This is a genomic window from Simplicispira metamorpha, assembly GCF_004341365.1.
Lineage (GTDB): Bacteria > Pseudomonadota > Gammaproteobacteria > Burkholderiales > Burkholderiaceae_C > Simplicispira > Simplicispira metamorpha.
Genome location: NZ_SLXH01000022.1, coordinates 64,252 through 76,820, shown reverse-complemented (window position 1 = coordinate 76,820; position 12,569 = coordinate 64,252). Strand labels below are relative to the sequence as shown.

Genomic DNA, 12,569 nt, shown 5'->3' with positions numbered 1-12,569 from the left:
GCCGCAGGACTGAGCTTTCTCATGTCGGTCAGTTTCATCAAGACAACATCCGGGTAATCAGAAATATTTCAAGTCGTTTTGTTTCTAATTAATAGCTTACCAGGGCCCTGTTGCACAAAGAGCTGCCGTCCAGCAGGTAGGCTAGCGGCATGAGTTCGAGCACCGAGAAGGCCTAACGCCGTTACCGCACCACCAACTGGCAACACTACAACGCTGCGCTCAAAGCACGTGGGTCACTCACGGTGTGGTTCGCTGGTTTGCCGCTACCAGCAGCAAGCGCGGACGCAGCCCCACGTTCCCTGATGCCGCCATCCAGTTTTGTCTGACCATCAAGAACCAGTCGCCTGGCACTGCGCCAGGCGACTGGTCTGGTGCAGTCACTGCTGAGCTTATCCGGTCTGCAGTGGCCCGTGCCTGGCGACATCACCCTGTGCAGGGGACAACTGGGCCTGAACGTACAAGTGCCTTAACTGAGCAAAGAGTTTTTTCCCAAAAAATGCTGGTCAATCTGGTCAGCCTGCTCCGTGTGTTTCAACGTTTGTGCACACACCTCAAAGAAGCTACAGCCTCGGTCTCCAGCCATCTCTATTGGCAGTTTCTAAGTTACCAATCATCCTTTCAGCTTCTATCCTCCTGAGGCTGACCAGACTGACCAGAGAGCAAGAAAAACTTTCTGAAGCTGTCAGCCTGTGGGCACGGTCAGATTGATGAAGACCGCAAACACAAGGATTTCTGGAAGAAAGGCATTTTTCAGTGCCGAGGGTTACCGCATCACATCAAGTCTGGTTGCCCTGGCAAGACATGCAAAACATCTTCCGCTGAACAACTCAAGCCAACCGACGGCACCAGCCTTAACACTTGGAGGTCACCGCCCTGACCAGACTGACCAGAGAAAAATCAAAAATCTTCTGCAGTGATGCAGCCTTCGGACCAAGTCATGTGCGGGCAGTTCGCAGGAAGCAACTTTGACTGCACACATCCCAGCCTCTTCCATGAGGCGGCCGAGAGGTTTCTGCGTGGCCCCCAGCTGAGCAAAATAGTTTTTCCCAAAAAATGCTGGTCAATCTGGTCAGACTGCTCCGCGTGCTTCAAAGTTTGTGTACGCACTTCAAAGGCGTACATCCATCCCCCTATTGACCAAGAAGAGGCTCAGGGCATGCGCTGAGTGCTCTACAGGCTGCCAGCTGTGGGGCAGCAGGCTAGCGATGTCGGCTTGCTCCTGGGCAGGCGCCTCATCACATCGCGCAAGTACGCATACCTTCAAAGAAGCTACAGGCTTGGCATACACCCACCTCTCTTGGCAAGTTCTCAGTGAGTTGCTGTTGACCTGAAGCTGACCGCTCTGACCAGACTGACCAGGGGAAAAACTTTCATCCGGTTGCGCGTGACACCTCGGCATTCATGCCGGGGAAGCGCTGAAGGTGCAACTGCAGGAGGCGCTGGAGCTGCTCCCAATCGCAAGCGAAGCTTTTGTAAAAAACGCGCTGGGCAGCTTCAATGCCTCGTTGACCCGGCGTCTTTCCTTGACCGCACATTCGGGCTCCTTGACCTGCTAGTCATCAGCTGTGGAGGTGCGTTCACGCTTGCATGCGCTCCCCCGAAACCTCCCGATTTGTCGTGACCAGTATCCCGATTTGTCGTGACACGGATAGGCATGAATGACAGGAGCGGGAATCATGAGCACATCTGTTCCACAAGGAGTGCCGAATGAAAAATTGCACCCACAGCCAAGGGCTTCAGATAGCCCACCGAAGCCTCGGTAAGGACACCACTACTGACTTGAAGAAGGCAGAAGTAGTTCTCTTCGAGCAGCCAACCGTAGGCCTCGTTTCCCTTTTTCCAGCCGTAAATTTGTAAGGAGTATCTGTATGAGCGAGAAAACTTTTATCCCGATGAGCTATGCAACAAGTCTTGCCAACACTGGCAACTTCCGTATCTCAACCCATCAGCTAGCCGAGTGGGACGGTTGCTGCTGGCAATTGATATCCAAGGATGACAGCATGAGACAAGCGTTTACTTACATCTATGAAAACGAGGGTGAGGTCATGGCCACCAGTCGCAATGCGAAACAAGCATACGAGGCGGCACTGCTGTATCTTGAACCATTGGGCAAGCCCACCGAAAAAACTGTCATTCCTGTCCGTAATGGCTACGTGCATTTGTCGGCATCAGGTGTGTCTTTGGAATCGCATGACAAAGCGCTGAACCTGCGCTACTGCATCAACTGCAACTACGACCCTTTGGCAGTCGCCCCAACCAAGTTCATGGAATTTGTGGAGCGTATTCTTCCTGACACCGAGGTGCGTCAACGGGTTCAGGAGTACATCGGCTACACGTTGCTCCCTGATGCTCCGCACCAGATTGCTCATTTTTGGTTGGGGACTGGGGCAAACGGCAAGGGCGTGATGGCTAACATTGTTCAGGCTTTGCATCGCCGCGTGGCAGCCGTCAACTTGGATGAATTGGACGGTTTTAGTTTGACAGAAGCACTGGATGCCTCTCTCGTATATTGTGACGAGGCTCCCCAGAATCGCATCAGCAGTCGCACGTTCAAGATGGTGACAGCGGCCGAAACTGTAACCATCAAGCGAAAATATCGTGACCCTGTCTCCGCAAAAATAAAGGCTAAGTGGTTGATTTTGGGGAACCACATCCCAGAGACAACTGACCATTCAGGAGGCTTTTGGCGCAGACTTGAAATCGTACCTTTCAGCGTCACCATCCCTCCTGCTGAGCGCGACCCTAAGCTGGCAGATTACATCGTTGAGCATGAACTCAGTGGGGTGCTCAATTGGGCCATTGAAGGAGCGCTACGGTTGCAGGCACGGGGTCGCTTTGACCCGGTACTTCCCAAAGCGATGAGTGACGCAATCAGCTCTGCAAAAGCTGAGTCGAACAGCGTCATCAGCTGGTGGCAAGACACTGAAAAAGTCCTGAAGTCCACGATAGACACTTTGAAGGTCGATGTCTACAAAACCTACTCAGGCTGGTGCAAGGCCAGCGGCTTGTCATCTCTTTCCATGCCCAAGTTCTGGCAGCGCGTTACTGCAGATATCCCAGGCTTTATGGAGAGTCGGTTGACAACCCGAAGTGGGCAGCGTCCACGAGTCTGCAACATTGCACTGTTTACTCGCTGACCGCCGTACTGAATCAGGCACCTGATACCCATCTACAAAGTTAGGTGGGTACAGGAGTCCAACTTGTACATCAAAAACTTCACCCATTCTGGCGGTCACGACGCGTCAGGTTGTTGGAACGTGGATGGAAAGTAAGCGCACAGCCAGACATGCAGAGCTCTAAGTCAGACGATGTTCGCGAACTAGAGGCTCGATGCCCATGCTCATGATTCGCTCAACCAGCTCCTCGAAGATTTCTCCTTCCGCAGACACCACGTCGACGCGAAGCATCGCCAGAAGGTCCAGCCCGCGCGCTCAAGAATCCGCTGACGGGACATGTCACCGGTCCTCGCCGTTCCCTGAAAGCGCGTGGCTGCGCTTGGGGTCGGCCACCTTCGACAGGAACATGATGTCGCGCTTACGGTTGGGTGGGTGTTTTTCAACAGGTAGCCTCCAGCCCCTCCTCGCGCCTGACTCTAAAATAAAGGGTCATTTGTGACCTCTTAATAAAATTATTGACCTATACATGACCGTTTTTAACAACGCACTGGCGTCCGTCTGAGGTATTTCTTATAATGGTCAGATATGACCCCTTAAAATTTTAAGGATTCAGATATGACCGATAAAATAAAAACAACGGCGACACCAAAACCTCCCAGCCGTATCACCGAAAGTCCGATACCCTTACCGGTCGAGCGTGCGCTGGTTGCTGCCGGAGAGGACCTTGCGCTGGCCCGACGCCGCCGGGGGCTTTCTACGTCATCCATGGCGGAGCGGGCAGGCATCTCAAAAAAGACTCTCTACCGGCTGGAACAGGGCGACCCCGGAGTGTCGTGGGGCGCTATGGCTCGGGTTCTGAACATCCTGAACCTCCTCCCCGAACTCAACAAGGCCTTGAACACCACCAATGATGCGCTCGGCCTAGCGCTCATGAACAAGGCGGTGGCCAAACGCATCCGGGTACGCAAAACCAACCCGGACAGTGGAGCCCTGTAATGGCAACGACGAAAAAAGCAAAAGCCAGCACAACGCGGACGCTGCTCGTCTATCTGGGCGACACGGGACTGGAAGTGGGCGAACTGCAATTTTCCAGACAGGGGCAAAAAGAGGTCTCGGCATTCCGGTACTCCCACGCTTGGCTCAGTAATCCAGAGTGCTTCGCACTGTCTCCGGACCTTCCCCTGAGCACCGACTTTCAATACCGAACGGGAAGCAAGGAGACTTCTACCTTTGCGGGTGCCATTGCCGATACTGAGCCTGATGGCTGGGGACGCCGTGTCATTAACCGCGCCCATGCCAAACGGCGCAAGGCTGAAAAAGACGCCGGCCGAGACGCCGGTTCTGCACAGCTGTCAGACTTGGACTATTTGCTGGGGGTGCTGGATTCCAGCCGCATTGGCGCACTGCGCTTCAGGGACAATGCCGACAGCCCCTTCCTTGATGTGCCCTGTGACGACAACTTCCCTGAAGGAAGTCAAGAGGTTCCACTGCAGACCTTGATTCAGGCGTCGAAAGCGGTCGAATCCGGCAAGGAAACGGCGACGGACCTCGCGTATCTGAAAGGGCGTGGCACCTCGCTCGGCGGTATGCGACCCAAAGCAACGGTCCTGAAGCCCGACGGCACCCTGACCATCGCCAAGTTTCCGAGCGTGAGTGATACGCGTGACATGGCGCGCGGTGAGGTGCTGGCTCTGTTGCTTGCGAAAGAGGCGGGCCTGAATGCATCCGAGGCCGAAGTCGTTATGGCTGGCACTCAGGCTGTCGCGCTTATCGTGCGGTTTGACCGACCTCGGGCTGGTGGCCGCATCCCTTACCTATCTGCGGCCTCGCTGCTGCAGCTGGATTCCAGGGAAGATGGCGCATACACACAGATTGCGGAGGCCATTGACCGGTTCTCCCCGAGACCCCTCGAAGACAAGCAGGAGCTTTGGGCGCGCATCTGCTTCAACATGCTCATCACCAACGTGGATGACCACATGCACAACCACGGCTTCCTGCACAGCGGCGGGGGGCAGTGGCGGCTCGCCCCGCTGTTTGACGTGAACCCGTTCCCCGACAAGGAACCCATCCTGAAAACCGCCGTGACCGAAGCTACCGGTGAAACCGGAGATATCCAGGAGGCGCTGGAGGCAGCGGCATACTTTGGCGTGTTCGATGACGACGCCCGTGTAATCCTGACCCGGATGATGGCTGCCCTGAACAACTGGAGGCAAATCGCCCGGTCCCCGGCCGTGGGGATGAGTGATGATGAAATCGACAAGGTCGCGCCTGCTTTTGAGAACGACAACTGGGATACGGTGGCATCCTTTCTCGAACAATAAATTGGCCAATCGGACCGTCTGGTCAGGCATCGCCGGCGTGGCAAATTCTCGGTTTATGGCTGTGCCTGCCTCAGCTTATTTTTCGTGGACTGACGTAATCCGTTGATTCGAAAGGATGCAAATTCTCGCGTTTTGATTGCTCCTACACCTTCTCACCCGTCATGGTGATACCAATGGCCAGATGGACTGCCTTGATGGGCACCACACCTTGCGCCCGAGCTTTGGCCAATGAGGCATTGAGCGAGCAAATTCGGGAGGTGTTTGTGGCCAGCGATGCAACCTACGGCATGCCCCGTGTGCGCGCTGAGCTCACCGAGACGGGGGTGGTGGCCAGCCGCAAGCGCATTGCCCGACTGATGCGAGACGGCGGCATGCGCGGCGTCAGCCGCCGCCGCGGTTATGTCGTGACCACCGAGCGCAACAAACGCCAACGTCCTGCTCCAGACTTGGTCAATCGCCAGTTTGTGGCCAGTGACATCAACGAGTTGTGGGTGGCCGACATGACCTACATCCCGACCTGGGCGGGCTTCATTTACCTGGCTGTGGTGCTCGATGTCTACAGTCGTAAGGTAGTGGGCTGGGCCTTTGGGGAACACATGATGGCCGACTTGGTGGTGGCAGCGCTGAACATGGCGCTACACACTCGCAAGCCCGGCTCGGTGATTCACCACTCGGACCAGGGCAGTCCAATACACCAGCCTGGCCTTTGGCAACCGCTCCGGATTTCTTGTTTCTCCCTTGTAAGACCGTCGAATAATGTACCCGCTCGTTATTTTTGGCAACCGCTCCGGATTTCTTGTTTCTCCCTTGAGTAGGCTTACGCGTAGTACTTAAAGTTGTGCTTCCAGACCTCTGTCGGCAGCCCTGGGTTCGCCAGCAGGATTTCACCGACACGGTCTGAGTACTTAACTGTGATGGGGCGCCCCTCCCCGAGCTGGCAGGAGTTGTAGTTCAGCTTAGTCAAGCCGAGGATGTCCTTCGCCACCTGGAGGACGTCACCGTCGCCGTACTGAATCGTGATGGAGAGCGGCACCGGGACTTCGAAGCCGTCATAAGTAGCAATCCGAGGCTTGAACCCGTTCGTGTACAGCAGGCCATGCCTTGGCGTCCGCTGCCAGAAGACTCCGCGCTGCACCGGATGTTGACCGCGTTTTGCTACGTCTGGGTGCTCATCGTAGCGATACAGCCGCTGACCGGCCCTGTCCTGGCGAACACGAACAGCCACGAGCTTAACCCCCTCGGGAGCAGCACGCTTGAAGCCTTCGTACTCCTGAAAATTGATGCCTGACTGGGTGTGCAGGAAGATTTCCCTCAGCGGCCGGCCATCTTCCTGGCGGTAGGTTTCAATGGTTCCCCGCAGCAGCGCTTCAGCCTTCTCCGGAGGGAGGTGAAACTCGCCGGCTTTCGACGAGTACCAAGGCCCAAACTCACCCACGAACACGACCCCGTCGCCGCTGTCCAGGAACATCTGCGCTGCACAACAAGCGTTTCGCTTGTCCTCAGCCAACTTGTAGGCCAGCCCAACGTAGCAGACGCCCTCGCGAGCCCAGGGCGTCTTCCATGGCTTGGCACCACACTTGTAGAAGATGGCGGTACCGAAGTTCCAGAGCCTGTCAGAGAGCGGATTTGTCCCTTTCTCTCCATTGCGCACCTGGGGCGTGATGTGCAGAGTAGATTCCTTGACGATTTGAACCGGCAGGTCGTGCCTCATCATCCGCCCCTTGAGCTGCCGGCGGAAGTCCGGGGAGTAGCTTCGCGCTTCAGCAAAGCTGTCCAGACCATCCAGCATCGCTGCGACTTGCGGGTCCTCGTCATCAAGAAGGGAGCGCTGCCCGACGGCGCGGTTCGTCATCGCCTGCTTCATGAACGCAGCCTCGTTCTTGGTCCAACCCGCATCGCTGCGTTCATCACGAGAGACCAAGGAGTTCGGACGGCAGTTCTCGTAAACCTCGTCGGGAACTATGCAGATGGCCAAGGCCGGCTTTGCGTCAAGCCGCCCGAGCCGCTCGACCTGGTTCAGGTAGAGCTGCGCTACGGCAAATGCCCGGTCATGCTTGTCTGCTTTGCGCGACGCCTCGGAGAGCCTGTCCGCTGCGACAGCATAGCTCCGAACGGGCGAAGGCCACTTCGCTCCGAATGCCACGTCGAATCCAGGAAACGGAGGCCAAGCGCGATGGCGACTTGGGTCAACGCATGCCGCCGGAGCATTCAACGCTGCGCACCACAACTTCCAAGCCTCGATTCCGCGCTCTGTACCAATAACGATGTTGTCCGGTAGCTGGGCACGAGGCTCAGCCGGACCGAACAGGGACAGCCCGTCGTGCGGGTCCTCCGCTGTCTGGCCATGACCGAACTCGAGTAGCGGCTCGCCCAAGAAGTGAAAGCTGCTGGTCATTGCGCGGGTGCCTCCTCAACGGTAGGCACCACGGCCTCGTCGTCGCCATCTTCACGGGTTCGGAACCCCGCGAGTTCCTCTCCAAAGTCGGCCATGCCCGCCAGCGCTTGGACGTCCAGGCCAACTGGGCATTCCCACGAAAGTGGCTTGGTCTCCATCACCAATGCTCGATTGCCGTCCCCGACCTCAATCCGGCCTGGCTCGGTTTGAAGCGCTTGCACGACCCCAAGCAAGCGGGCTATCCAGTCCTTGTTCCACCAAGTCTTTGTTACGACCTTGCGTCGGCGTCCAATCTCCTTGCCTTCGTAGACTTTGCCTTCTTCGTCAGTGCATCGAACATAGATGGTCAGAACGACATTCCAGGTCCCATCAACGTCTCGCTGAGGTTGAAACCGAGGCGAAAGCTGGTATCGGAACTTCGAGGCCCTGTCGCCCCAACCCTTCGTCCGCATACCCGTCAATTGCACGTGTGTCTGGCGTCCGTCAATGTGAGCGAAAGCCTGGTTCCAATCCCGGCCGTCACGCTCCGGGAAGTAGAAGACCTCACGGTCTGTGCAGTACTGGAGACCCTTCTGTAGTGCAACGACTTCCAAACTACGCCGAGCCAGTTCCTTGGCTAGGTTCTCTGTCTTCTTGCCGTCACGCAGGGGAATGTCCGCCCATAGGAACTCGGGGGTACGAAGGGTCTTCGCCAGGGGAATCGACCCGTCGGGCGGTGGCGTGAAGGCGACCAATCGGTACGCATTCAGCTCAATGAAGGCCCAGCGCTGGCGAAGTGTACCAACCTCGTCTGCAGAGAGCGAGCGGGTCAAGTCGTACAGCAGCATCGTCGCTGGTAAGTGCAGCGGGAAGACATTGGCGATGACCGGTTCGGGACGTGCAACGGTGACGCGTGTCGGCAAGTAGTCCCGGAGCGCGATTTGCCGCCCTTGTTCGGCCTCAAGCTTCGGCACAGTACCAATGGAAGAAAGGCGGCCCAGCACTTCTTCCAAGCCGGCTTTCCAGGACCCCGAGAAGCGAGCAGGCGACAGCGGCTTGAGCCGGGATGGAAGTCTTGGGTCCGTGCCTTCGACGCAACTACAGGGGAGCACGAAGTTGTCCTTGCTTGATGCCATAGCGCATCTTTCAAGGAACAGTTGGTCATCTAGGCTGGCCAGCGATAGGAGCGGTAGGAACAGAACCGCCCGTACCTCCATGAGCTTGCGGACGCTGTCATCAGGATTCTCGCCGGCGAGCGGCGCCGTGCCTCGGCACCAGGTTCGATAGCCCGCGATAGTCAAGCGCCTCGACAACCAGGTAGCCAGCGCATGGTCGGCATCAACGTGGTCGATGAGGATGGTGTCTTTACTCTCCGACAGCGACTGTCCCCCAGCCTGCGGGAAGAACATCGGCGTGAAGATGCCTGGATGCTGCGCAACCAGATGCCGTTGAGGACCGACCAACTGGACCCGTAAGCGCTCGATGTCGTAGAGGTCAAGCTTCCAGCCGAACTCAGTTTCCACCAAGGCATGAGCCACATCTTTTTCGGATGCGTTTAGTGCCGACGTGCAGACAAAAACGAAGACTTCCGGGTCGTGCTTTTTCTCGCGTACCCGAGCGCAGTCCCCCTTCAGCTTGTTGCGCCAGTCTGCACGCACCGTATACGCAAAGACGATACGACGCCCGCTCTCATCCGTTCTGATGATGGCATCGCGCCCACCATCACCGGTGCCGCCGAGCGGCTCAATTCCTGGGTAGTCAGTTCCTGCGAGCAGGGCCGAACAGAGCCGTTCGAAGTCACGGTAGTCCGAAAGACGTTCAAGGCAGTAGATGATTTTGTCAGCAGACATGGCAACAGCATACGTTGAACCAACGCACCATCCTTTCCCCGGCTAGCAGGCCCTCGTCTTTGGTGTCCCGAAATCGAGACGAGGCCGATAGCGAATTCAATGAACTTTTCCGGCGCTCGACTGTTGCCTGCCTCTTGGTATGCCCGCACTGGTTACCATTGCTGACAGCCGCCCGGGTAGCCAGAAATGTCCCGAGCATTCAGGGACGCCAGGCTCACCGGGGAACTCCGCTCTCACGCTCTCAAATCGACTCCGTCTGGAACGCCTTCTGGTTCTGAGGCATCTCCAACCCCACGGATGTGAGTCTGCCCCATCAGGAACAACCCATGTAACCCAGCACAACAAGCCATCCGCTCCCTCACTTCATGAATGGGTTTGTGGGTGCTGTGTTTTCAGCCTAGACGTATCCTTTCGTATCCCCTTCCGGACGAAAAACCGCACTTTGATGGAACGTCCGCAAGAAGATGGACGCGGACTGCAAGAGCTGTGAGTGGCCCGCCTGACGAGCATCCAATCAGTCGAACTGCACGGGGGAATCCGCCTGGACTCAGTGTGTTAGATTTTGTAGTCGGCCATGGTCAGTCTGAAATTCGGCTGGTTTATAGCGAAAGCGGGAGACGATGACCTCGATTCAAAAGCCAAAGAGCGCCCTGTTAGCCTACTGCGCGCTCGCAGACAGACTCCAAAGACCCAATGCGGGTTTGATGGAGGCGCTGATGCCGTTCTTCGCCCCTGTTTGCAGGGACTTCGCGGGGAGGATGTTTGATGCGGCGCAATTCTCTGACGAAGTTCACGACCGTTATGGACTTCGAATCCCGCGTCTCGCAGTGCTTGGGCTGGCTGAGCAGCTTGAGCGGGACGGTTTGCTTAAAAGCGTACTTGGTCATGCCACGCGAGAGGTTTATAAATATCCCTCTGCCGGAGAAGTGTCGGCTGAGGAGGTTCCTGCGGTCACCGAAGATGAAATCGAAGAGGTCCTTGCGGACTTCGTGACGACATGCCGAACCGATGAAATTCTTGAAAGTCTGGATGATGAGGCCCTGCACGTGGGCTTTCTCGACCGGCTGCTCAATACTGAATCCATGCGACTGCTGTCACGCAAAGAGTCAAAATCCGGAACAAAGCGAACCAGTACGACACTCACGCGCAAGACTGCGGCACCCGATGGCGCCGAGCACCGCGAACTGCGCTTGGACTTTCATGTTGCCCAGTTTCTACTCGACCTGAAACTGAAGAAACCTGACCTATTCAACCGAGCTTCCGACATTGCGTTCGCCAACATGGCCGCCGAGGCCCTGGCATGCTTCCGGGAGCCCCCGAGCGCAGCAGCGTCGTTGGCAGGCTTTTCTGTGTACCTCGACTCACCTCTTCTTCTCGACATCCTCGGGGTCAACCCCGAGTACGAGGACTACGGTAATGAACTGCTGCATATGATTCATGCTGAGGGTGCAAATCCGATGGTATTCGATGACGCCATCGCTGAAGCAGAGTCGGTTGTCGCCGCGCGGGTCGCTGCAGCGCGGTCCGGTAGCACCCAGCCTGTGAAACCATCAAGCTCAGTCTCCACTTATGTGCTCAATGCCATTTTGAATCAGGTCGGAGCTCGGGCGGCCCAGAGATGCATCGCGTCGAAAGCAGACCCCAAGCTGGATTTGATTCGTCGCTCGCGCGAAACATACGGCAGTATCCAAGTCGCGATGGACACGCAAATGGCGGCTTGGCAGAACGAAGACGCACGCACCCATGACCAGCGTTCGGTCTGGTCGATGCTGCGCATTCGCGACGTCACAACTTTGCGGACGAAGATTCGGGAGGGCCAATCTATCTTCGTCACTCGGAACCCGGTGCTCGTCAGCATCGCCAACAAGGCATGGCGAACATGGCTGCATGAGGCCGTGAACCACAGCCGAGACACCGCAGAGCGTTGGGCTCCCATCGCAATGTCCGACAAGCAGCTTGCTGGCTATCTCTGGCTTCGCAACAGCGGTGCGGGCAACGGAACGATGTCTCGCGCGCGGTTGCTTGCCCATTGTTCTGCAGCAATTCGACCACGACAGGATGTAAAGAATCGCGCTTACGACCTTGTGCTGGAACTACATGGCAAGCAGCAGGCAGATACGGTCTCGGCATTGCTGGAAGACCGCGACGGCGAAAGAGCGCTCATGAGAGCAACTCGTGCCGACCCGGAAGACGTAACACCGGAGCGGCTCGGCCACATCATCGAACAGGTAAAACTGGGGGCGGGGGAATTCGCGGCCGCGCATGTTCGCGAGCAAGAGCGCGCGGTTGCAGAGGCCAAGCAGGCTGAATACGACGCGGAACTTGCACGCTTCAAACAGTCCGCAGCGGACGAGTCAGCAAAGGCTGGTGCGCAGACGGAAGCGCTTGCTCAAGAGCTCGCTCAGGAAGCTTTGCAGCGGGTTCAGGCGGAGAGCCGAGCCAAGGCCGTGCAGCAGGAGCTTGAACTTATCCGTCGGCAAAGGCGAGAGGCTGCAGAGAGAAAGTTCTGCCAAGCGTTCGACAGTGCTCACCGTGCCTACAAGCGCTCTCGCTGGGAAGTTTTCGTCCTCTATGGAGCCTTGTACTACTACGGCTTGGTGGCCATAGAAGGCACGCCGCAGATTGCCCTCGTCTTGGCGTTGACCATGGCCGGGTTCTGGTACTTCCCGAAGTACTTCGACACGTCCCTCCAACGCCATGCTCGTTGGTTCATGACGCAGGAGCTAAAAAGCCTTGAAGCCATGCTGCCATCCACCGTGAAACCGGACTTTGAGAAGCCCTTTTGGGCTAAGGAATGGCTTGCCACCATCGCACATGGCTCTGCGGATGAAACTCTAGCCCCCTCCTCTACACAGGCCCATTACGAGGAAGCAGTCAGTACGACCGTATAGAAAGGCGGCCCGGATAC

General features: G+C 57.0%; 6 protein-coding genes and 2 pseudogenes. 6 read left to right on the top strand and 2 right to left on the bottom strand.

Annotated features, from left to right (window positions below; genetic code table 11):
* Positions 1-179: 179 nt before the first annotated feature.
* The 5 genes and pseudogenes from EV674_RS12260 to EV674_RS12240 form a co-directional block, all read left to right on the top strand.
* Positions 180-467 (top strand): annotated as a pseudogene (locus EV674_RS12260) (transposase); the annotation flags it as partial.
* Positions 468-1,868: 1,401 nt separating this feature from the next.
* Complete coding sequence (locus EV674_RS12255) at positions 1,869-3,137, top strand: DNA primase family protein (protein WP_119014362.1); 1,269 nt, start codon at positions 1,869-1,871, stop codon at positions 3,135-3,137.
* A gap of 594 nt (positions 3,138-3,731) precedes the next feature.
* Positions 3,732-4,112, top strand: coding sequence for a helix-turn-helix domain-containing protein (locus EV674_RS12250; protein ID WP_241525007.1), 381 nt, complete (start codon positions 3,732-3,734; stop codon positions 4,110-4,112).
* Positions 4,112-5,437, top strand: a complete 1,326-nt coding sequence (locus tag EV674_RS12245) for a type II toxin-antitoxin system HipA family toxin (protein ID WP_119014361.1) — start codon at positions 4,112-4,114, stop codon at positions 5,435-5,437. Before EV674_RS12250 ends, EV674_RS12245 begins: the two co-directional genes overlap by 1 nt.
* Before the next feature lie 206 nt (positions 5,438-5,643).
* Positions 5,644-6,154: pseudogene (locus EV674_RS12240) on the top strand (IS3 family transposase); the annotation flags it as partial.
* A 100-nt stretch (positions 6,155-6,254) separates the two neighbouring features.
* On the opposite strand, the gene EV674_RS12235 reads toward EV674_RS12240, so the two are convergent.
* Together EV674_RS12235 and EV674_RS12230 are read right to left on the bottom strand one after the other, a co-directional pair.
* On the bottom strand, positions 6,255-7,832 hold the full coding sequence (locus EV674_RS12235; RefSeq protein WP_119014359.1) for an argonaute/piwi family protein: 1,578 nt from the start codon (positions 7,830-7,832) through the stop codon (positions 6,255-6,257).
* On the bottom strand, positions 7,829-9,661 hold the full coding sequence (locus tag EV674_RS12230; RefSeq protein ID WP_119014358.1) for a PDDEXK family nuclease: 1,833 nt from the start codon (positions 9,659-9,661) through the stop codon (positions 7,829-7,831). The genes EV674_RS12235 and EV674_RS12230 overlap by 4 nt, the downstream gene beginning before the upstream one ends.
* Positions 9,662-10,281: 620 nt before the next feature.
* On the opposite strand from EV674_RS12230, the gene EV674_RS12225 reads away from it, so the two are divergent.
* Entirely contained in the window at positions 10,282-12,552 is a 2,271-nt protein-coding gene (locus EV674_RS12225) for a hypothetical protein (RefSeq protein ID WP_119014357.1), read from the top strand.
* The last annotated feature ends 17 nt before the right edge of the window (positions 12,553-12,569 follow it).

What these genes read in the sequence shown, in the direction of transcription:
- EV674_RS12250 (WP_241525007.1), top strand. Translation starts at nt 3,732, where the DNA reads ATGACCGATAAAATAAAAACAACGGCGACACCAAAACCTCCCAGCCGT.
- EV674_RS12245 (WP_119014361.1), top strand. Translation starts at nt 4,112, where the DNA reads ATGGCAACGACGAAAAAAGCAAAAGCCAGCACAACGCGGACGCTGCTC.
- EV674_RS12230 (WP_119014358.1), bottom strand. Translation starts at nt 9,661, where the DNA reads ATGTCTGCTGACAAAATCATCTACTGCCTTGAACGTCTTTCGGACTAC.
- EV674_RS12225 (WP_119014357.1), top strand. Translation starts at nt 10,282, where the DNA reads ATGACCTCGATTCAAAAGCCAAAGAGCGCCCTGTTAGCCTACTGCGCG.
- EV674_RS12235 (WP_119014359.1), bottom strand. Translation starts at nt 7,832, where the DNA reads ATGACCAGCAGCTTTCACTTCTTGGGCGAGCCGCTACTCGAGTTCGGT.
- EV674_RS12255 (WP_119014362.1), top strand. Translation starts at nt 1,869, where the DNA reads ATGAGCGAGAAAACTTTTATCCCGATGAGCTATGCAACAAGTCTTGCC.